The organism is Streptomyces sp. WAC 04229 (assembly GCF_003947455.1).
GTDB lineage: Bacteria > Actinomycetota > Actinomycetes > Streptomycetales > Streptomycetaceae > Streptomyces.
This window is the reverse complement of record NZ_QHJH01000120.1, coordinates 1-20,978: the sequence shown is the minus strand read 5'-3', so window position 1 is coordinate 20,978 and position 20,978 is coordinate 1. Positions and strand designations below refer to the sequence as shown.

The following is a 20,978-nucleotide window of genomic DNA, read 5'->3' as shown; positions in this document are numbered from 1 at the left end:
AGGCGCTGCCCCCGCCGCCCGCCAGGGCGCCCGCGTCCGCTTCGGCACTGCCCGTCATCGACCACCGCTTCCTCGGCCCAACGCCCCGCAGGGAACGCTGTCACGCCGCGCGCTTCGTACCCGTGGAGGCACCGCGCGTACAGCCGGGCCGCGTCGGTGCGTCACCACTGGTCACGCTACGCCACCAACGGCACCGTGATCGGCATGACGAGCAATCCCGCCGACCTCACCGGCACCGGCCAACTCGCGCACCCCGCCGGGAACATGGCACACACCTTCGAGATGCGCTTCACCTCCACCCCGCGCGGAGCGCGCCTCGCCCGTCGGCTGGCAGCGCACCGCCTCGACGGCTGGGGCGTCCCTTACGGCACCGGCGCGCACGACGCGATCGTGCTGATCGTGGCCGAGCTGACCGCGAACGCCGTGCTGCACGGCCACGTCCCCGGCCGGGACTTCCACCTCCGCCTCCGCCTGACCGCCGACGCCCGCGCGACGACCGCCCGCGTCGAGGTCACCGACACGCGCGGAGAGCGCATCCCGCCACGACCCGAAGCGGTGGCCGCCGGTCAGGCTCCCGGCGTTAACGAGACAGGCCGTGGCCTCCTCCTCGTCGCGGCGCTCGCCACGCGATGGGACTGGCACCCGCGGCTCGGCGGGCCGGGCAAGACGGTCTGGGCGGAGTACGTGGTCCACCCCGGGGCGACGGCGGGCCGGTGACCGTGACGGCCTGGACGGGTACGTACCCGTACCCGTATCCTGGCGGCCCCGAGCGAGGAGGCAGCGTGTCCGACGCCAACGTCCGCATTCCTACCGAAGCCCGTGACAGGCTCGCCCGGATAGCGTCCTCGGAGGGCATGTCGCTCCGGGGTTACCTCTCCCATCTCGCGGAGACGCTGCTCACCCCGGAGGAGCGCGCGGAGCGTGCCGCGCAGGCCCGTGCGGTGCTGCGCGAGTGGAACGGCTACGACCCGAGCGCCGGCGAACAGGCCGCGCTGGACGCCGAGCTCGACTCGCGGCTGAGCGAGGCGGGGATCAGGTGACCGAGCCGCTGCACATCGTCCTGGACGGCACGGCGATGATCGCGGCCGGGAAGGGCAACGTGCTCGCCTCCCGGCTGATCCACCGGGCGCACGCGGAGTCCGGGTGGTTCCTGTACGCCCCGGCCTGTGCCCTGGTCGAGGCCGACCGCGTGCGGCCGGGCACAGCGGAGCACCTCGCCGCGCTCCCCGGTGTCACCGTCCTGGAGCTGGACCTTTCGGCCGCCCTCGCCGTGGCCCGTGAGAACTCCTGGGGGCCCGCGCACACCCGCCACGCGGCCGAACCGACGGCCGAGCGGCCGAACGGCGCGGTCGTGGCGACCACCGACGCAGACGCCTGGCGAGGGCAGCCCGTGCGCGTCATCGACCTCGGCCCCTGAGCACGCCCGACCGCCCCGCACCTGCCCGGATGCCCGGCCATCGGGCCGACTTTCCCGCATCCGGGCAGGGCTGTCGGACCTCACCCGTAGAGTGGAACGTGATCGATTCCGATCGCTCTGTCCCGCCGTCTCGTCGGGACCGGACGCGGTCGGCGCGGTCGGCTGGCGGGACGGATCACGGCATAACGGGGGCGGCAGAGCGTCATGAGACCCACACTCGCCGCGCAGACACTGCGCGAGACCACGGTCGAGTACCTGACGACGACGTTCGCGCTGGCCGAACCCGACACCCAGGAGTCACTGGAGGACTTCCTCACCGACCCGGCCGACGGCCTCTTCCGGGGGCCGTATCTGCGGATCAGGCGTCCCTTCCGGCCGGCGGCGGAGGGTTGGCAGCGCCATGTGGACTGGTATCCGGCGGACTTCCCGCCGCCGTACGCCCACCAGGCGGAGGCGTTCGCGCGGCTGACCACCAAGGACGGGCGTCGTCCCGAGCCGACCCTCGTCACCACGGGCACCGGCTCGGGAAAGACGGAGTCCTTCCTCATCCCCGTACTCGACCACTGCCGCCGGGCGAAGGACGCCGGTAAGCCGGGCATCAAGGCCATCCTGCTGTACCCGATGAACGCGCTCGCCGGCGACCAGGCTGACCGTCTCGGTGACCTGCTGGAGGACCCCCGGCTGCGAGAGGTGACGGCCGGGCTGTACATCGGGGAGGCGTCCTCGCGCGGCACCGCGCCGTACAAGCGGGTCATGGTCGACCGGGCGGAGATCCGCCGCAATCCGCCGGACGTCCTGATCACCAACTACAAGATGCTGGACCTGCTCCTGCAACGGCAGCAGGACGCGCCCCTGTGGCGGGACGCCGACCTTGCGTACGTGGTGATCGACGAGTTCCACACGTACGACGGCGCGCAGGGCACCGACGTGGCGATGCTGCTGCGGCGGCTCGCCGCCGTCGCCGGAGCGGCCGAGGGGGGCCGGCCACTGGGGTCGGTCTGTCCGGTGGCGACCTCCGCCACCCTTGGCTCCGGCGGGGGGACGGGTGGGCCGGAGGGCATGCTGCACGTGGCCTCGCAGGTCTTCGGGACCCGGTTCCCCGCCGACGCGGTCGTGGGTGAGGACCGCCGGAACGCCGAGGAGTTCCTGTCCGCCGTCGACCACTCGTTGCCCCTGCCGTCGCCCTCCGAACTGGCCGAGTTGCCCGATCCGGCGCGGACACCCGGTGGCATGGACGCGGTCGCCCGCGCTGTCCTGGGGTGCGATGCGACCGACCCGCGCGAACTGGGGCGGCGGTTGCTGGCCCATCCCTTCACCCACGCGGTGCTGTCCGCCGGGGACGGGCCGCTCACCTCTGCCACCGTTCTGAGGGCCTTTCCCGACGCGTCGGCGTGGCGGGCGGCGGCCGTCCAGGAGCCGGAGCGGGCCGCCGTCGCTCTCGCCCGCTTCGCGGCCCTGATCTCGGTGGCCCGCGACCCCGGCTCGCCCCTCGGTAAGGAGCGGCCGCTGCTGCTGGTCGAGACCCACCTGTGGATGCGGTCGCTCTCCCGGGTGCTGCGTTTCGTGGCACCGCAGCCGGTGTTCTCCTGGTCCGACGACGACCAGGCCGCACTCACGGGAGTCGGCACTCGCGTCGACACCGGGACCGGACCCCAGGACGCCCGGCCCGGCCCGGACCCGGAACGGCGGGCCCTGGCCGTCGCCGCGCAGACCGAGCGGCGTCGGCACGTCCAGCGTTCCGGACGCCTGCCCGCCGCCTACTGCCGGCACTGCGGACGCTCCGGCTGGGCGGCGATCTGCCCCGACCGCAACCCGCAGAACCTCGTGCACGCGCCGGACGAGATCTACCGTGCCAGTGTGACCGGCGGAGCCGCCAAGGGCCGGGTGCGGGCGATGATCGCCGCGACTCCGGCCGAGGCCGCCGAGCAGGCCAAGGCGACGCTGGCCCGCCGGGCCTCCCGCCGCGCCCGGCGCGGTGCCGCGCACGACGCGACCCTGCTCGTCCTGGAGGACAACGGCAAGGCGCTGCGCCGACTCGACCCCGACGAGGTCTTCCGCGACGGCGAACCCGTCGCCCCGGCGCCCGAGAACGGCGTGTACGTGTGGACCTGGTTCGACAACCAGGAACAGGCCGACCACGCCAAGCAGGACCGCTGCCCGGCCTGCGGCCAGACCCAGGGCATCCGCTACCTCGGTGCCGGCGTCGCCCCGCTCGCCTCCGTCGTCGTCACCCAGTTGTTCACCGGCGGCGAGCTGCCGAGTGAGGACGAGCACAAGCGCGACCGGCGCAAGACCTTGATCTTCAACGACTCGGTGCAGGACGCCGCCCACCGCGCCGGCTTCGTCGCCAGCCGGTCCTGGAAGTTCTCCCTGCGCTCCCTCCTGCACGAGCAGCTGACGGAACACGTCCGCACCAGACCGGAGTTCGCCGCAGACGGTGTCCCCCTCAACGAGCTGATCGCCTCCATGGTCAGCAGGGCCGCCGTCCCCGGTCAGCGGCTCCTCGCCTCCGTCGTACCACCGGACCTCCACGACGTGGACCCGGTCAAGCGGCTGCTCGCCGGCAAGAAGGGCATCCCGAAGTCCACCTGGGAGCTGGTCGGCGAGCGCCTCGCCCTCAACACCCTGCTGGAGTTCGGCCTGCGCTCCCGCCTCGGCCGCACCCTCGAACTCACGCGCACGGTCGCCGCCGAGGTCCACCTGCCCGACCCGGACGCGGCGGCCAGGGCCGCGGAGTCACTCTTCCGGGTCCACCTGGAGAAGCTGCTGCCGATGGCCGTCCCGGCCCGGGAAGAGGACGAGGAAGGTGCAGCGGACGGAGCGGGGAGCCCCACGCCCGTCATCCCTGAAGAAGGCAGTCCGGAGCGCCTGCGCCACTTCGAGGGATATGTGCGCGGCCTTCTTGAACACGTCCGTCAGATCGGCGGCATCCACCACAGGTGGCTGGACGAGTACATCGATGCGGAGGGCCGCAGCCGACACCATGTGTCCACCGGACGCGCCCCGGGCATGCCGTCGTTCGGCTACGACTCGGAGGCACCGGCCTTCGTCCTCGTCGGCGCCCGCCCCGGGCGTACCGACTTCGAACGCGTGGACACCCGAGACAGCTGGTACGTCGACTTCACACAGCGCTGCCTCGGCCTGGACCGTGAGACGGCGGGAGCGTACCTGGCGGACCTTTTCGCCGAGCTGGCCGGTGAACGGATCGGCGCACTCGCCCGCCGGCGCACCACCCCGGCGGACAGGCAGCACAAGCACGGCGTGTACGGGCTGACTCCCGGCCACGTCAGAGTCCGGCCGCTCGACGACGAGCAGACCGGACAGGCCGCACTCACCTGCCCCGAGTGCGGCTGGACCCAGACGGTGCCGCCGGAACGCGCCGCGGTCTGGCAGGACACCCGCTGCCCGCTCAAGCGCTGCGAGGGCTCCCTCACCCGGCCTTCCCACGAGGCGGGCGGACGCGCGGCCCGTGACTACCGGTCCGACTACTACCGCCGCCTATACCGGGAAGCGGATCCCTACAGCGTAGTGGCGGCCGAACACACCGGCGTCCTCACACGCAAGGAACGCGAAGCGGTGGAGAAGGGGTTCCGGCTCGGACTCCAGCACACCGATCCGAACGTCTTGTCGTGCACCCCCACCCTCGAACTCGGCATCGACATCGGCCAGCTGGAGGCGGTCGTCCTGGCTTCCCTGCCGCCGTCCACCGCCGGCTACGTCCAGCGGGTCGGCCGCGCGGGGCGGGCCACCGGCAACGCCTTCATGGTCACCCTCGCCGACACCAGCCCGAGGGCGCTCTACCACCTGGCCGAACCCGAGAACCTCATCGCCGGCCCCATCCTGCCCCCCGGATGCTTCCTCTCGGCCGGCGAGCTGCTGTGCCGGCAGTACACCGCCTACCTGATCGACCGGGCTGCCCGGGGCACCCTTGAAGGCGTGCCGCCCCTGCCGGAACGGGTGACCCAACTTGTGGGCCGCACCGGCTGGCTGACGCAGTTCCACAAAGCGGCGGCGGGCCGTACCGACCTCGCGGACGCGTTCCTGGGCCTCTTCCCGGAGATCGACGGCGTCCCGGGTTCCGGCGTGTCCCGCGACGCCCGCAAGACCCTGCGGCGCTACGCCGAACACAAGCTGGCCGACGACCTGGAGCGCGCCAAGCGGGCCTGGGACGCCGAACGCACCGAGCTCCTCAGACGCCGCGCCCTCATCCACGACGCTGCCGACGCGCTCCAGGAGGCCGTGGACGACGAGGCACGCGAGAAGCGCAACCTGATGCGCGAGGCGGCCGGGGTTTCCGCGCTCATCCAGACGATGGGCCAGTCCGACGCACAGGGCTTCCTCGTCGAACACGGCCTGCTGCCCAATTACAGCCTCGTCGAGAATGGCGTACGCCTGGAGGCCCAGCTCAGCTACAAGGAAACGGTACGCAGGACACGCTCGTCCGGCGACCAGAACACCGGGCACGACAAGGGCGAGGACAAGCGTCCCAAGACACGGTGGAGCAACGAGCCGCGCTCCTACGACCGGCCCGCCGAGGCCGCCCTCACCGAACTCGCCCCCGGCAACGCCTACTACGTACGCGGCTACCGCCATGTCGTCGACGGACTCGACCTCGGCCCCACCCCGCAGGACACCGCCGACGGCATGCCCGTCGGGCTGCGGACCTGGCGGGTGTGCAAGGAATGCGGCCACGTCCGCACCGGTGAGCACGCGGAGCAGGACACCTCGCCCTGCCCTCGCTGCGGCGGCGCGGGCATCGGCGGGCGAGGCGCCCTGCACCGGGTCGTCGTCCCCCGCAAGGTCACCGCGCACGACAAACGGGACGACGCGCGGATCGTCGACGACCGCGACAACCGCACGCGGACGCCGTACACGACCGTCACCGCGGTCGACATTGACCCGGCCGACATCAAGCAGACCTGGCGGCACCAGAAATCCACCTTCGGCGTGGACCACGTCCGCGAGGCGGTCATCCGCCGCTTCAACCTCGGCAAGAGCCGCCACGGCAGGCGCAACGACACCTCCTTCGCCGGCGCCGAGGTCGCCATCACCGAGTTCACCGTGTGTCCGCGCTGCGGCGGCGCCACCGACCGCGAGCCCGGTCACGGCCCCGCCCAGGACACCCTCAGCCAGTCGCTGCTGGGCCGGGCCGAACTGGCCCACCACCGGCCGTGGTGCCCCACCCGGCGCCGCGACAAGCAGGCCAAACCGGAGGACGTACAGGTCATCACGGCCACCGAACACCGGACCGAAGCCCTGCGCATCCTGCTGCCCGCCGCCACCCTGAACGTCCCCGAACGACTCGCCTCCTTCTCCGCCGCCCTCCACCTGGGCCTGGCCAAGCGCTATGGCGGCGACCCCGCCCACATCCGGTCCGCCGCCGCGACCGAGCCCGACCGGGACACCGACCTCACCCGCAACTACCTCGTCCTGTACGACGCGCTGCCCGGCGGCACCGGCTACCTGCAACGGCTCGTCGACCGCGAGGGCGAGGAGTTCCGGGCCGTGCTCGCCGCCGCCCAGGACGAGCTTCGGGACTGCCCCTGCGAGGGGACCCCGCGCCGGGCCTGCCACCGCTGTCTGCTCGGCTACGCCCCGGAACGGGACTACAAGCACCTCGACCGGCAGGAAGCCCTGTGGATGCTGGACGGTCTCCTGGGCACCGACGGAAGAAGCGGCTGGGACGTGCGCAAGGACGCGGCCGACGCCGAACTCCGCTTTGTCGACCAGGCGGAGAGCGACCTGGAACGCCGCTTCATCGAATGCCTCGACCGCTGGCTCCACACCCCGGGCAACGCGGCCGCCGCAGAGCACGCCTCGACACCGACCGGACACCACGGCAAGCAGTTCACCCTCACGCGTCCCGACGGCACGCCCGTCCACTGGGAAGTCGTCGCGCAGAAGGACCTGCACGGCTATCGCACCCGGCCGGACCTGCTGTTCCGCCCAGTGGCCGGGGACACGCCCAGCGACGGGGCGCCGCCCCTGCCGATCGCCGTCTACCTGGACGGCTACCGCTGGCACGCGTCCTCCCGCACCAACCGCATTGCCGCCGACGCGGCCAAACGCGCCCGACTGCGCGCCGACGGGATACTCGTCTGGCAGATCACCTGGGACGACGTCGCGGCCTGGGATCGCAGGCTCAAGGACGAACCGGAACGGGACCCCGACGCCCCGGCCGACCCACTCGACGCCGTCGTCGCGGGACGCGCCGCCGACGCCGCCTGGCCGCCGTACGACGTCACGTCCGGCGCGGGCCCCGGCGCCCTGGTCCGCGAGCAGTGGCGGAAGTTCCGGCAGGAGCCCTCGGAAGTGGACACGCTGCTGTTCGAGGGAGCCGTCCCCTCGCTCCTCGGCTTCCTGCGCGACCCACGCCTGAATCGCTGGCAGCAGCTCGCCCAACTCGCCGTCAGCGCACCCGCCGCCCTCCGCAGGAAGGAACTCGTCGACGCGGACTCCGCGTCCGCCGTCGGCTGGATCAACGCCGCGGTGCGCGGCGAGCCCGCCCCGGCGGCCACAGGACAGGGGCTCAAACTGCTGACGTTCCAGGACGCGTCCGGGCTGCCGCTCGTTGTCGCGGGTGCACGGCGCGCGGACGGCAAGGCCCTCCGGTGGAGTGCCCTCGCCGTGCTCGACGACCGCCCCGAGGCCGTCAACGGTGACCGGGACGACCACCGGCGCCGCTGGAAGGCGTGGCTGTGCTGGGGCAACATCATCCAGTTCCTCGACCCCACGGGCGGCGGCCGGGCCGACGGGATGGCCCTCGCCCGCACCACGCTCGACACCTTCGATGCCGCCCTGCTCGCCGCCACGGCCGGCCCCGCCGAGGGACTGCTGCCCGCGCTCCGGGACGACGTACAGGGAACCGGTCTGGTGCTCACCGAGGACGACGAGGACCGTCTCCGGGACGAGCCGCGACGGACCGGGGGAGCACCGGTCGCCGTCGCGGACCCCACGGGGCCGGCCACGGAGATGACCCCCTTGGAGCGCACCGCATGGGAACTGACCCTCGGCGAACTCTCCAAGTGGGGCGACCCGGACGTCGCCGGACTCGCCGCCCGCCTCGCCGCCCGCGGCGACATCCCGGCCGGCAGACCCACCTGGGACGTCGACGGCGTGCCGCGTACGGTCGAACTCGCCTGGCCCGGCCCTAGGATCGGTGTCGTCCTGGCCGAGGACGCCGAGGACGCGGAGTACATGGCGCAGTGCGCGTCGGCCGGCTGGCAGGTGCGCGCGCCGGAGCAGTGGGACGTGGACGAGCTCGCCCGGCTGCTGGGCGAGGAGGGGGTCGTGCGATGAATCACGGGGCGGGTCGGCCGGGAGACCGGGTCAGGACCCGGGTACGGGTGGAGCCCCAGGCGCACAGTGATCTGGAGCGCCGGCACGAAGCCGTGGCAGACGCGGTGGCGGAATTCGTCCGTCGGCTGCGCGCCGACCGCACCAACCGGGCCCTGCGCCTGTCCCCGCTTCGCAAGGCGGGAGACGACGCGGACCTGTGTCTGGCCCAGCCCGACCCCCGCTGCATGGTTCTCGTGCTGGTGACGGATGGCGGAGACGAGGTGCGCGTCCTCGCCGTGCGTGACGGAACACGGGCGCGTGACGAGCTGGCCCGCCTCACCGTCGAGATCAATCCCGTCTCGGGCACCGTCGAAGTCGTCGACCAGACCGAGGCCGACGCCACGGTGGTCTCCCTGCGCGGCCGGAGCGCCCCTCTCTTCGCCCCGTACGACGACCAGACCCTCATCGCCCTCGGTGTTGTCCGCTCGCTGCTCCCCGCCCTCCGAGAGGTCACCTCGGACGAGCAGTTCAGGAAGCTGCTCACCCACAATCTCCCGGAACTCACCCGCGACGTCCTCCTGGCCTTGCATGAGGGCGTATCCGAAGAGGACGTACGGCGGCACATCACGGACGCGTGGCGCGCCGACGAGGAGGTCGACCCACGCGACTGGGCACGCGCGGCGCGACGGGCGGTCTCCCGGGCGGAGACCGACGACGACGCCGTGCTCGGCGCGCTGGGCCGCAGCTTCGACGCCTGGCGGCTCTTCCTCCATCCTGAGCAGCAACGACTGGCCACGGGAGACTTCAAGGGGTCGGCGAAGGTCACCGGAGGGCCCGGTACCGGCAAGACGGTGGTCGCGCTGCACCGAGTACGCCACCTCGTCGACCGACTGCCGCCCGGTCATCCCCGCCCGGTACTCCTCGCCACGTACAACACCAATCTCGCCCTGGAGCTCACGGATCGCCTGCGGCAGCTGGGCGGCGACGAACTGCTGCGCCGGGTCGACGTCCGGTCCGTCGACGCCCTCGCCCTCGCGGTCGTCGAGGAGTCCCGCGGTGAGGTCGGTCGGCCCCTCGACGACGACTCGGCGATGAACCTGTGGCACACCGTGCGCTACGCAACGGATCTGCTGGACTACGACGCCGACTTCCTGGACGCCGAGTTCAAGCACGTCATCCTCGCGAACCGATGCGGCACCTGGGACGCATACCGCCGTGTGGGCCGCTCCGGACGGCCCCGCATCAGCAACGCCCAGCGCCACGACGTCTGGCAGCTCGTCCAGGCGTACCGGGCGCAGTTGGACGGCACCCCCCGCCGGACCACCTACGCCCTCATCGCCGACCGGGCGGCCGAGCTCGAACAACGGCGCATGTCCCGCATCGAGGAGCAGGCCCGCTACAAGGCGGACGAACAGCGGGGCCGCGACCTGGTTCACCGGGAGGCGGGCAGCGGCATGTGGCTCACACCGCGCTACCGGCACGTCGTGGTCGACGAGGCGCAGGACCTGGCCGCCTCGCACTGGCGCATGCTGCGGGCGATGGTCCGCAAGGGTCCGAACGACATCTTCCTCGCCGGAGACGCCCACCAGCGCATCTACGGCAGCCGAGTGGTCCTCGGCCACCAGGGCATCGAGATCAGAGGCCGGGCGTCCCGACGTCTCACCCTGAATTACCGCACTACCCGGCAGATCCTCGGCAGCGCCAACCGGCTCATCGAGGGAGCCACCTTCGACGACCTCGACACCGGGACCGACACTCTCGACGGGTACCGGTCCGTGCTGACCGGGCTCGCCCCCCAGTTCTGGCGCGCGCCCGACCGGCTGACCGAGATGCGGGCGGTGGCGACCCTCATCAGGGAGCGCCGCGAGCTGCACGGCACGGCGTACTCGGCGATGGCCGTCAGTGTTCCGGACGGGGGTACGGCACAGGAATTCGCCAACGTTCTCCTCAGAGAGTTCGGACTGCCGGTGGTGGAACTCGGCCGGCGCGGGGTGCGGTCCGACGAGGACGCGGTGCGTGTCGGCACCATGCACCGCTTCAAGGGACTGGAGTTCCAGCGGGTCTTCCTGACATCGGTCGGTGAGGGTCAGGTGCCCCACCAGCGCATCGAGCAGTACCGGCACACCAACCCGGACCGTTACCGGCAGGAGGAGCAACGCGCCCGCTCCCTCATGTTCGTCGCCGCCACCCGCGCCCGTGACGAGCTGATCGTCACATGGAGCGGACGGGCCAGCCGCTTCCTGCCGTCCGACGCTGACAGGACGGCCCTCCGCGCCGTGGATCTGCTGGGGCGTGATGGCCCACCGTCCGGGTCGTCGGGGACCGCGGCCGCCTGAGCGGTCCGTCGTCCCGTCACTACACGGCCGGCACGGTCCGCTCGTAGATCAGCTGTGTGTCCACGTCCGCCGCCTCCGTTCGATCCTGCTCCGCGGAGGACCGCCGGTGAGGCTCGGGGTGGTGAGTTCGATGCCGCGAGTCGGGCTGCCGGTCGCGATGGCGACGACCGGTCATGCATTCGCCGTCGTGCGTGATCGCACCTTGGTGAAACGGTCGAAAGTTTCGAGTACGTGTTGACTGCTTATTTGGTAGCCAAGGTGAGCGGTCTCGCGGCGGTTGCGTTCCCCGACTCATTCACAGGTTTGGCCTGCGCGTTCTCTCGCATGGTCGGTCGATGTGGTAGTCGAACGTTTCGAAAGAATTGCCGAAACTGTTGACGGTCGACGTGTACAGGCCAACACTGGCGCCGATGTCGAACCCCGCAGGAGAGGAAGCACCGTCATGAACGTGCTCGTCCAACCGGGGCGCCGCCGCAGAGGCGCCTTCGTGACGCTCCTCGTCAGAAGTGCCTGGGCTGCCGCCCTGGCCGCCCTCGCCGCGATGATGCTGCCGGGCACCGCCCAAGCCGGGACGGTCGTCACGACCAACCAGGAGGGCACCAACAACGGCTACTACTACTCGTTCTGGACCGACAGCCAGGGCACCGTCTCCATGGACATGGGGTCCGGCGGCCAGTACAGCACCTCCTGGCGCAACACCGGCAACTTCGTCGCCGGCAAGGGCTGGAGCAACGGCGGGCGGCGGACCGTGCAGTACTCGGGCACCTTCAACCCGTCCGGCAACGCGTACCTGACCCTCTACGGGTGGACGGCGAACCCGCTCGTCGAGTACTACATCGTCGACAACTGGGGCACGTACCGGCCCACGGGCGAGTTCAAGGGCACCGTGACCACCGACGGGGGCACCTACGACATCTACAAGACCACCCGCTACAACGCGCCCTCCGTCGAGGGCACCCGCACCTTCGACCAGTACTGGAGCGTGCGGCAGTCGAAGCGGACCGGCGGCACCATCACCACCGGCAACCACTTCGACGCGTGGTCGCGGGCCGGAATGCCGCTCGGCAGCTTCAACTACTACATGATCATGGCCACCGAGGGCTACCAGAGCAGCGGCAGCTCCAACATCACGGTCGGCGGCACCGGTTCCGGCGGTGGTGGCGGTGGCGGCGGTGGCGGTGGCTGCACCGCGACGGTGTCGGCCGGGCAGAAGTGGGACGACCGGTACAACCTCAACGTCTCGGTCAGCGGCGCCAGCGACTGGACCGTGACGATGAACGTGCCGTCCCCGGCGAAGGTCCTGTCCACCTGGAACACCAGCGCCAGCTACCCGAGCGCCCAGACCCTGACCGCCAAGTCCAACGGCAGCGGCAACAACTGGGGCGCCACCATCCAGGCCAACGGCAACTGGACCTGGCCGTCCGTCTCCTGCGCCGCGGGCTGACCCCGGGGACGAGGAGAGAGAGGAGGACCCCTTCCCATGCGCAGCAGACCTCGCTTCTCATGGCGTTCCCTGGTCACCGCGGTGTCCGTCACTGCCCTGGCCGTCGCGGGCACCGCCGCCGCCGACGCGGCACCGGCGCGGGCCGCCGCCTGCAACGGCTACGTCGGGCTCACCTTCGACGACGGCCCCTCCGGCACCACCCAGGCCCTGCTCAACGCGCTCAGGCAGAACGGCCTGCGGGCCACCATGTTCAACCAGGGCCAGTACGCGGCCCAGAACCCGGCCCTGGTCCGGGCCCAGGTCGACGCCGGCATGTGGGTCGCCAACCACAGCTACACCCACCCGCACATGACCCAGCTGAGCCAGGCCCAGATGGACTCGGAGATCTCCCGGACCCAGCAGGCGATCGCCAATGCCGGCGGCGGCACGCCGAAGCTGTTCCGTCCGCCGTACGGCGAGACCAACGCCACGCTGCGGGCGGTCGAGGCCAAGTACGGGCTGACCGAGGTGATCTGGGACGTCGACACCCAGGACTGGAACAACGCGAGCACCGACGCGATCGTGCAGGCCGTCTCACGGCTGGGCAACGGCCAGGTCGTCCTCATGCACGACTGGCCCGCCAACACGCTCGCGGCGATCCCGCGCATCGCGCAGACCCTGGCCGCCAAGGGCCTGTGCGCCGGCATGATCTCGCCGCAGACCGGACGGGCGGTCGCCCCCGACGGCAGCGGCGGTGGTGGTGACGGGGGTGGTGGAGGTACGTGCACCGCCACCCTGTCCGCCGGGCAGCGGTGGGGGGATCGGTACAACGTCAACGTGTCCGTCAGCGGGAGCAGTGCCTGGACGGTGACGATGAACGTCCCGTCCCCGGCCAAGGTCCTGACCACCTGGAACGTGAACGCCAGTTACCCGAGCGCCCAGGTGCTGACCGCCAAGTCCAACGGCAGCGGCGGCAACTGGGGCGCCACCATCCAGGCCAACGGCAACTGGACCTGGCCGTCGGTCTCCTGCGCCGCGGGCTGACCGGCGCGGCCCTGCGGCGCGGAGCTGCTCGACACCGTGCCGCGGGGCCGTCGCGCGATCGGGTGGCGCAGGACGCGTCCCGCGCTCAGGCGCCCGGTGTCCCCAGCGACCGCCCGGCCACCCGCTCCAGATGGCGGCCGAACACGTCCCGTGCCCCGGGCGTCAGCGTCCGCAGTGCCACCATCGCCGTGATCACCACGTCGCACAGCTCCGCCTCCACGTCCTCCCAGGTGTGGGTGGTGCCCTTGCGCGGGTTCTGGCCGGTCGCGCCGATCACCGCCTCGGCGACCTCCCCGACCTCCTCCGACAGCTTCAGCATGCGCAGCAGCAGGCCCTCCCGGCCGCCGACGGGCCGGCCCGCCTCCAGCCACTCGCACAGATCGTCGATGGTGTCCCAGGGGTCGGCGGCCGGGGTGCCGGCGGGGTCTTCGCTCATACCGGGCAGCGTGCCATGCCGAGCCGGCCGGCCGGGTGCGGTCTCAGTCGAACAGGGGCTCCTGCTCGCCCTCGGCCGCCTTCCGGACCCGCTTGTTGCGGGCGCCGACGACGACCGCCGTGGCCGCCGCCGTCGCCGCGAAGGCGGCCGGGACCATCCAGTTGCGGTTGACCGCGTGGCCGAGCGCGTGGTCGAGGGAGAGGCGGCCGGGGCCGGTGACCGCGAGGCCGGTGGCGGTCAGGGCGAGGGAGGCGGCGTACTCGTAGCCGCCGGCCTGGGCGAAGAAGCCGTTCGGGGCGTGCACCGCCGCGGCGCCCACCATCGCGCCGGCCGCCGCGGCACCCGCGGCCGGGGTGGCCAGGCCCAGCGCAAGGAGCGTCCCGCCGCCCGCCTCCGCCAGGCCGGCCATGACCGCGCTGGTCCGGCCGGGCTCGTAGCCCATGGCCTCCATGGCCCGGCCGGTCCCCTCGATGCCGCCACCGCCGAACCAGCCGAGCAGCTTCTGCGCCCCGTGTGCGGCCAGTACGCCGCCGGTACCCAGTCGGAGCAGCAGCAGGCCCAGATCGCGCCGGTCGTAACAGTTCACGTCGACTCCCTCGCATCCCTCGCAGACGGCGGCGGCTCACCCCGTCACCGTCTCCCGGGTCTCCCGCGCGGGCCCGCCGCGGGCGCCGTTCGGGTGGCGGACCGGTGGCGGGGGTGCCGGGCCGGTGTGACGCTGGCCGGCATGACCATTCAGACCACGCGACTCAGCGACCCGGCCGTCCGCGGCTTCGTCACCGCCGTCAACGCCCACGACCGCGACGCCTTCCTCGCGCTGCTCGCGCCGGACGCCACCATGGCCGACGACGGAGCCGACCGGGACCTCACCGAGTGGATCGACCAGGAGATCTTCTCCTCCAACGGCCACATGGAGGTCGACAACGAGTCGAACGGCGGTCGCGCCCTCATCGCCCGCTACCGCAACGACACCTGGGGCGAGATGCGTACCCGGTGGGACTTCACCGTGGACGACGACGGCCGGATCGCGCGGTTCGAGACCGGTCAGGCGTAGCCGGGAAACGGCGCGGCAGCCGTTCCGTCCACCGGACGCCGGTGGACGGAACGGCTGCCGCCTCCCCCCTCGGAATGGTTCATGGAGCGTCGTGGAAGGGCCTTGTGGAAGGCCGACGCTTCAAGTGTGGAGTTCTGGTGAAGGGGATTCGAGCATATGCCCTCCACCGGCCGCAATACTGCGGACTTTGATATTCCGATTGTGTGAATCGGCTCAGCCGCGCCCCACGTACGGCATCGCCGTCGCCATGACCGTCGCGAACTGCACGTTCGCCTCCAGCGGCAGCTGCGCCATGTGCCGCACCGTGCGTGCCACATCGGCCACGTCCATCACCGGCTCGGGTGCCGTCTCCCCGTTGGCCTGGAGCGCGCCCGTCTGCATCCCCGCCGTCATGTCGGTCGCCGCGTTGCCGATGTCGATCTGGCCGACCGCGATGCCGTAGGGACGGCCGTCCAGCGACAGCGACTTGGTCAGGCCCGTCAGCGCGTGCTTCGTCGCGGTGTACGCCACCGAGTGCGGGCGCGGCGTGTGCGCCGAGATCGAGCCGTTGTTGATGATCCGGCCGCCCCGCGGGTCCTGCTCCTTCATCTGCCGGTACGCCGCCTGCGCGCACAGGAACGCGCCGTTCAGGTTGGTGTCCACCACGTGCCGCCATGCCTCGTAGGGCAGTTCCTCGACCGGCACGCCGCCCGGGCCGAACGTCCCGGCGTTGTTGAACAGCAGGTCCAGGCGTCCGAAGCGGTCGCGTACGGCGGCGAACAGGGCCGCCACGTCGTCCGGGCGTGACACGTCGGCGCGCACGGGCAGCGCCGCGGCGCCCGCCGGGGCCAGGGCGGCCGTCTCCTCCAGGGTCTCGGGGCGCCGGCCTGCCAGCGCCACCGCCCAGCCCGCGGTGAGCAGTTCCACGGCGACCGCCCGGCCGATGCCGGAACCGGCGCCCGTCACGACGGCGATCTGCTGCGCGCCGACGGTTTCCTCGTCGGTGGTTTTCAGGGAGTTCATGAGTCGGCAGCGTACGGGTCGCGCATCGCGCCGAACTCACCCTCCCGACATGGGATCGCCATGTCCGCGCCAAGCGAGTGTCGTCCCCGGACCGTCGAATGCCCCTTGCAGCCACCGTAAGGGGAGAAACGGATGACACCCGCGAACCAGCCCGCCCGGTCCCAGTCCTCGCACGCGCCCGAACTCCGCGCCGCCGCCCGCCACCTGGGCCGCCGCCGCTTCCTGACCGTCACCGGCGCCGCCGCCGCGCTCGCCTTCTCCGTGAACCTGCCGGCCGCCGGCACCGCGAGCGCCGCCGAACTGGACGCGGCACGGCTCACCGACGACCCCTTCACGCTCGGCGTCGCCTCCGGCGACCCGCAGTCCGACTCCGTCCTGCTGTGGACCCGCCTGGCCCCCGTGCCCTACCAGGCCGACAGCGGGCTGCCCGCCAGACGCGTCGAGGTGGGCTGGGAACTGGCCCTGGACGAACGGTTCCGCCGCGTCGTCAGAAGGGGCACCGCCACCGCCCACCCCGAGTTCCACCACACCGTGCACGTCGAGGTGGACCACCTCGCGCCCGGCCAGGTCTACTTCTACCGCTTCCGCGCCGGCAGCTGGATCAGCCCCGTGGGCCGCACCCGCACCGCGCCCTCCTCCTACAGCCGGGTCTCCGACCTCACCTTCGGCCTCGTCTCCTGCCAGAAGTACGACGAGGGGTACTACACCGCGTACAAACACCTGGCCCAGGAGGACGTGGACGTCGTCTTCCACCTCGGCGACTACCTGTACGAGTACGCCGTCAACGACGTCGGCGGCCAACGCGCCTACCCCGCGGGCACCCTGCCCGGCCTCTTCAACCGCGAGACCGTCACCCTGGAGGACTACCGGCTGCGGTACGCCCTCTACAAGTCGGACCCCGACCTGCGGGCCGCGCACGCCGCCCACCCCTTCGTCGTCACCTGGGACGACCACGAGACCGAGAACAACTACGCGGACGACACCCCGGAGAACAGCGTCCCGCCGGAGGAGTTCCTCATCCGCCGGGCCGCCGCCTACCGGGCGTACTGGGAGAACATGCCGCTGCGCCGGCCCCAGCTCCCCGACGGCCCGGACCTCAAGCTCTACCGCCGCCTGCACTGGGGCCGGCTGGCCCAGTTCGACGTACTCGACACCCGCCAGTACCGCTCCAACCAGGCCTACGGCGACGGCTGGCAGTACTCCGGCCCCGAGTCCGAGGACCCCTCGCGCACCCTGACCGGCGACGCCCAGGAGCGCTGGCTGATCAACGGCTGGCACCGGTCGAACGCCCTGTGGAACGTGGTGCCCCAGCAGGTCACCTTCGCCCGCCGGTACAACTCCACCACCCTGCCGTCCAAGGTCTCCATGGACTCCTGGGACGGCTACCCGGCCTCCCGCGACCGGGTGCTGGCCGGCGCGCAGGCCGCCGGGGTCGAGAACCTGATGGTGCTCACCGGAGACGTGCACGTCTCCTACGGCTTCGACATCAAGCGCGACTTCGACGACCCCGGCTCCCGCACTCTGGGCACCGAGATCGTCACCACCTCCGTCACCAGCGGCCGCGACGGCTCCGAGAAGCCGTCCAACTGGGACACCCTCATGGCCGCCAACCCGCACCTGAAGTTCTTCAACGGGCGGCGCGGCTACGCCAAGGTGTCGCTCGGCCGGGACCTGGCGCGCGCCGACTTCAAGACGGTCTCCCACGTCACCACGCAGGGCGCGCCGCTCACCACCGCCGGGTCCTTCGTGACGGAGGTGGGGGAGCAGGGCCTCAAGCCGGCGTGACCGCGCGCTCCTCGCCGGGATAGCGGACGCCGACGCGCTCACGGATCGCGTCGAGCGTCCGCATCACCGCCAGTGTGCCGTCGAGCGGCACCAGCGGCGACTCCGTCTCCCCGGCCCGCAGCGCCCGCATCACCTCGCGGGCCTCGTGCTGGAGGCTGGCCCGGGGGCCGTCGGCCGGATCGGCCCGGAACTCCTCCGGGTCCCTGCCGTCGCGGTGCAGGACGAAGTGGTCCGGGAAGAAGAAGCCGTACGGGACGTCCACGCGGCCTTTGGAGCCGGTGACCGAGGCGGAGTTGGGCGTGCCGCCGATGATGGAGCAGTGCACCGACGCGAGCGCGCCGCTCCCGTAGGAGAGCAGGGCGCCCGTCTGGAGGTCGACGCCCTCGTCGGAGAGGACCGACCGCGCGACGACGTCCGACGGTTCACCGAGCAGCAACTGCGCGAACGACACCGGGTACACGCCCAGGTCCAGCAGCGCGCCGCCGCCCTGTCCGGGGTCGCGCAGACGGTGGGTGGGAGGGAAGGGGCCCGCCAGTCCGAAGTCCGCGTGCACGCTGCGGATCTCGCCGATCGCGCCGTCGGCGACGAGTGCCTTCAGGCGGCGTACCAGCGGGTTGCAGTACATCCACATCGCTTCCATGAGGAAGACGCCGCGCCGCCGGGCGAGCGCGACCAGCTCCTCCGCCTCGCGCGCGTTCAGCGTGAACGGCTTCTCGCAGAGCACGTTCCGGCCCGCCTCCAGGCACAGGCCGGCGGCCCTCCGATGTGCCGAGTGCGGGGTGGCGACGTACACCACGTCGACGTCCTCGTCGCGCGCCAGCGTCTCCCAGTCGCCGTACGCCCGCGGTATGCCGAACCGCTCCGCGAACGCCCGCGCCGACGTCTCGGTCCGCGAGGCCACCGCCACGACCTCCGCGTCCGGCAGATCGACCAGATCCGCCGTGAACGTCGCCGCCATCCCGCCGGTCGCCAGAATCCCCCAGCGCACCTTCTGCCCGGTCACCGCTGACACGCTGCCCCACCCTCGCTCAGGTTCGTTCGAGTCTGTTCGTTCAAGTGCGTACGAGCTGAGAGCATAGGTGGCGGATCTGTTGAAGAGGGAGGGGCACATGCCCGAGCGCGGGCCGTCCATATCGCACGAACCGACCGACACCACGGGCCCCCGAACGGGGCCGGCCGTCCACTCGACGCGCGCCGCCCGCCGCACCGGGCTGCTCGTCACACTCATCCTCGGCAGCCTCACCGCGACACCGCCGCTGGCGATGGACATGTACCTCCCCTCGCTCCCGGAGGTCACCCGTTCCCTGCACGCGCCCGCCGCGACCGTCCAGCTCACGCTCACCGCCTGCCTGGCCGGCATGGCCCTCGGCCAGCTCCTCGTCGGACCGATGAGCGACAAGTGGGGGCGCCGGCGTCCGCTGCTCGCCGGGCTCGCGGTCTACGTCGTCGCCACCGCCCTGTGCGCCATCGCGCCCACCGTCGAACTCCTCGTCGCCTTCCGGCTGATCCAGGGGCTCGCGGGCGCCGCCGGGATCGTCATCGCCCGGGCCGTGGTCCGCGACCTCTACGACGGTGTGGCCATGGCCCGCTTCTTCTCCACCCTCATGCTGATCTCCGGCGTCGCGCCGATCGTGGCGCCGCTCATCGGCGGGCAGATCCTGCGGGTGACGGACTGGCGGGGCGTGTTCGTCGTCCTCGTCGTGGTCGGGGTGGTGCTCGGCGTCGTGGTCTGGGCCAAGCTGCCCGAGACGCTGCCCGAGTCCGAGCGGCACGCGGGCGGCGCCCGGGACACCCTCCGCGCGATGCGCGGGCTGCTCGCCGACCGCGCCTTCACCGGCTACATGCTCGCGGGCAGCTTCGCCTTCGCGTCCCTGTTCGCCTACGTCGCCGCGTCCCCGTTCGTCATCCAGGAGATCTACGGCGCCTCCGCGCAGACCTTCAGCCTGCTGTTCGGGCTCAACTCGATCGGCCTGGTCGTCGTCGGACAGATCAACGGCAAGATCCTCGTCGGCCGGGTCCGGCTGGACCGGGTGCTGTGCGTCGGCCTCGTGGTCGTCATCGCCGCCGCGACCGCGCTGCTGCTGATGTCCCTGGGCGTCTTCGGCGAGGTCGGGCTCGTGCCGGTGGCCGCCGCGCTGTTCGTGCTGATGTCCGCGATGGGGATCAGCCTGCCGAACACCCAGGCGCTGGCCCTGATGCGGGTGAAGAAGTCGGCCGGCTCCGCGTCCGCGCTGCTCGGCACGTCCTCCTTCCTCGTCGGCGCCGTCGCCTCCCCGCTGGTGGGGATCGGCGGCGAGGACACCGCCCTGCCGATGGCCGTCGTCCAGCTGACGGCGGCGGTGGTGGCGCTCGGCTTCCTCGTCGGCATGTGCCGTTCCTCGGCGGAACGTGCGGGCGTGCGGGGAGCCGCGAGCGGGCAGGGAGCGGAGAACTGAGCGCTCCGAGACTGCGCAGCGGCAGCCCCGAGCGGGCCGGGCTCGATCCCCGGCAGCTCCGCCGTGTCGTCGCCGACGTGCACGCCCTCACCTCCGGTCAGCGGCCCTGGGCGGCGGGCGCCGTCGTGGCCGTCGGGCGCGGGCCCGTGCTCGCCGTCGAGGAGGCGGCGGGGTGGGCCGTGCGGTACGCCGCCTACGACCCGCGCACCGACCGCGGGGTGGAGCTGCCGCAGGAGGAGCGGGTGCCGACGAGCGTGGGGACGCCGTTCGACCTCGCGTCCCTGACGAAGCTGTTCACCTCGGTCGCCGCGGTGCAGCAGATCGAGCGGGGCACGCTCGGCATCGACGCGGAGGTGGGCGCGTACCTGCCGGACTTCCGGGGCGCCGCCGAGCACCGGGTCACCGTGCGGCAGCTGCTCACCCACACCTCCGGGCTGCGGCCCGAACTCCCGCTGTACGACTGCGCGGACGACGCGCAACGGCTGGCGCTGCTGCGGGCGGAGCGGCCGGTGGGGGTGCCGGGCACGTACTGCTACTCGGACCTGAACATGCTGCTCCTCCAGCAGGTGCTGGAGCGCATCACCGGGCGCGGCCTCGACGCCCTCGTCCGGGACGGGATCACCCGGCCGCTGGGCATGACGGCGACGGGCTTCGGGCCGTGCCCGGGGGCGGCGGCGACGGAGGACCAGCGGCGGCCCTGGGGGAAGGCCGACCGGGGGATGCTGCGGGGGGTCGTCCACGACGAGAACGCGTGGGCGCGGGGCGGGG

Annotated in this window: 15 protein-coding genes; 11 read left to right on the top strand and 4 right to left on the bottom strand. The window is 72.2% G+C overall.

The window, feature by feature from the left end:
• Window positions 1–204: 204 nt before the first annotated feature.
• The 7 genes from DMH12_RS26365 to DMH12_RS26335 all read left to right on the top strand — a co-directional run bounded on the left by DMH12_RS26365 (window position 205) and on the right by DMH12_RS26335 (window position 13,498).
• Window positions 205–717 carry an ATP-binding protein gene (locus tag DMH12_RS26365; protein WP_185832542.1) on the top strand — a complete coding sequence of 171 codons (513 nt, stop codon included), beginning with the start codon at window positions 205–207 and terminating at the stop codon, window positions 715–717.
• Window positions 718–782: 65 nt separating this feature from the next.
• A complete protein-coding gene (locus DMH12_RS26360; RefSeq protein WP_125493943.1) occupies window positions 783–1,040 on the top strand; it encodes a hypothetical protein in 258 nt (85 codons plus the stop codon).
• The gene (locus DMH12_RS26355) at window positions 1,037–1,417 is read left to right on the top strand and encodes a hypothetical protein (RefSeq protein WP_185832541.1); all 381 of its coding nucleotides are present in this window, start codon (window positions 1,037–1,039) and stop codon (window positions 1,415–1,417) included. The genes DMH12_RS26360 and DMH12_RS26355 overlap by 4 nt, the downstream gene beginning before the upstream one ends.
• Before the next feature lie 204 nt (window positions 1,418–1,621).
• Window positions 1,622–8,716: a DEAD/DEAH box helicase gene (locus DMH12_RS26350; RefSeq protein WP_125493942.1), complete on the top strand. Its 7,095-nt coding sequence runs from the start codon at window positions 1,622–1,624 to the stop codon at window positions 8,714–8,716.
• A 92-nt stretch (window positions 8,717–8,808) separates the two neighbouring features.
• Entirely contained in the window at window positions 8,809–11,031 is a 2,223-nt protein-coding gene (locus DMH12_RS26345; RefSeq protein WP_185832540.1) for a UvrD-helicase domain-containing protein, read from the top strand.
• 442 nt (window positions 11,032–11,473) lie between these two features.
• Complete coding sequence (locus tag DMH12_RS26340; protein ID WP_125493940.1) at window positions 11,474–12,475, top strand: glycoside hydrolase family 11 protein; 1,002 nt, start codon at window positions 11,474–11,476, stop codon at window positions 12,473–12,475.
• A gap of 36 nt (window positions 12,476–12,511) precedes the next feature.
• Window positions 12,512–13,498, top strand: coding sequence for a polysaccharide deacetylase family protein (locus DMH12_RS26335; RefSeq protein ID WP_125493939.1), 987 nt, complete (start codon window positions 12,512–12,514; stop codon window positions 13,496–13,498).
• A gap of 85 nt (window positions 13,499–13,583) precedes the next feature.
• Here the strand turns inward: DMH12_RS26335 and DMH12_RS26330 are convergent, their stop codons facing one another.
• Both DMH12_RS26330 and DMH12_RS26325 read right to left on the bottom strand, forming a co-directional pair.
• A complete protein-coding gene (locus DMH12_RS26330; protein WP_125493938.1) occupies window positions 13,584–13,934 on the bottom strand; it encodes a MazG-like family protein in 351 nt (116 codons plus the stop codon).
• A 43-nt stretch (window positions 13,935–13,977) separates the two neighbouring features.
• Window positions 13,978–14,520, bottom strand: coding sequence for a DoxX family protein (locus DMH12_RS26325; protein ID WP_122620396.1), 543 nt, complete (start codon window positions 14,518–14,520; stop codon window positions 13,978–13,980).
• A gap of 141 nt (window positions 14,521–14,661) precedes the next feature.
• Here DMH12_RS26325 and DMH12_RS26320 point away from each other — a divergent pair, with 141 nt between their 5' ends.
• Entirely contained in the window at window positions 14,662–14,988 is a 327-nt protein-coding gene (locus tag DMH12_RS26320; RefSeq protein ID WP_125493937.1) for a nuclear transport factor 2 family protein, read from the top strand.
• 213 nt (window positions 14,989–15,201) lie between these two features.
• Here DMH12_RS26320 and DMH12_RS26315 read toward each other — a convergent pair whose 3' ends face one another.
• Window positions 15,202–15,990 (bottom strand): SDR family oxidoreductase, encoded by a 789-nt coding sequence (locus tag DMH12_RS26315; protein WP_125493936.1) that lies wholly within the window; start codon window positions 15,988–15,990, stop codon window positions 15,202–15,204.
• 132 nt (window positions 15,991–16,122) lie between these two features.
• Here DMH12_RS26315 and DMH12_RS26310 point away from each other — a divergent pair, with 132 nt between their 5' ends.
• Window positions 16,123–17,775, top strand: a complete 1,653-nt coding sequence (locus DMH12_RS26310) for an alkaline phosphatase (protein ID WP_125493935.1) — start codon at window positions 16,123–16,125, stop codon at window positions 17,773–17,775.
• Here DMH12_RS26310 and DMH12_RS26305 read toward each other — a convergent pair.
• A complete protein-coding gene (locus DMH12_RS26305; protein ID WP_185832543.1) occupies window positions 17,762–18,778 on the bottom strand; it encodes a Gfo/Idh/MocA family protein in 1,017 nt (338 codons plus the stop codon). The two genes, DMH12_RS26310 and DMH12_RS26305, sit on opposite strands and share 14 nt — an antisense overlap.
• Before the next feature lie 106 nt (window positions 18,779–18,884).
• Here DMH12_RS26305 and DMH12_RS26300 point away from each other — a divergent pair, with 106 nt between their 5' ends.
• Together DMH12_RS26300 and DMH12_RS26295 are read left to right on the top strand one after the other, a co-directional pair.
• Window positions 18,885–20,210 carry a multidrug effflux MFS transporter gene (locus DMH12_RS26300; RefSeq protein WP_125493933.1) on the top strand — a complete coding sequence of 442 codons (1,326 nt, stop codon included), beginning with the start codon at window positions 18,885–18,887 and terminating at the stop codon, window positions 20,208–20,210.
• Window positions 20,144–20,978 (top strand): serine hydrolase domain-containing protein (locus DMH12_RS26295; RefSeq protein WP_185832539.1); only part of this gene is annotated, 835 nt, incomplete at its 3' end. The genes DMH12_RS26300 and DMH12_RS26295, both read left to right, overlap by 67 nt.

Coding starts and splice junctions, on each gene's coding strand:
- DMH12_RS26335 (WP_125493939.1), top strand. CDS start 12,512: ATGCGCAGCAGACCTCGCTTCTCATGGCGTTCCCTGGTCACCGCGGTG.
- DMH12_RS26320 (WP_125493937.1), top strand. CDS start 14,662: ATGACCATTCAGACCACGCGACTCAGCGACCCGGCCGTCCGCGGCTTC.
- DMH12_RS26315 (WP_125493936.1), bottom strand. CDS start 15,990: ATGAACTCCCTGAAAACCACCGACGAGGAAACCGTCGGCGCGCAGCAG.
- DMH12_RS26340 (WP_125493940.1), top strand. CDS start 11,474: ATGAACGTGCTCGTCCAACCGGGGCGCCGCCGCAGAGGCGCCTTCGTG.
- DMH12_RS26310 (WP_125493935.1), top strand. CDS start 16,123: ATGACACCCGCGAACCAGCCCGCCCGGTCCCAGTCCTCGCACGCGCCC.
- DMH12_RS26350 (WP_125493942.1), top strand. CDS start 1,622: ATGAGACCCACACTCGCCGCGCAGACACTGCGCGAGACCACGGTCGAG.
- DMH12_RS26365 (WP_185832542.1), top strand. CDS start 205: ATGACGAGCAATCCCGCCGACCTCACCGGCACCGGCCAACTCGCGCAC.
- DMH12_RS26300 (WP_125493933.1), top strand. CDS start 18,885: ATGCCCGAGCGCGGGCCGTCCATATCGCACGAACCGACCGACACCACG.
- DMH12_RS26330 (WP_125493938.1), bottom strand. CDS start 13,934: ATGAGCGAAGACCCCGCCGGCACCCCGGCCGCCGACCCCTGGGACACC.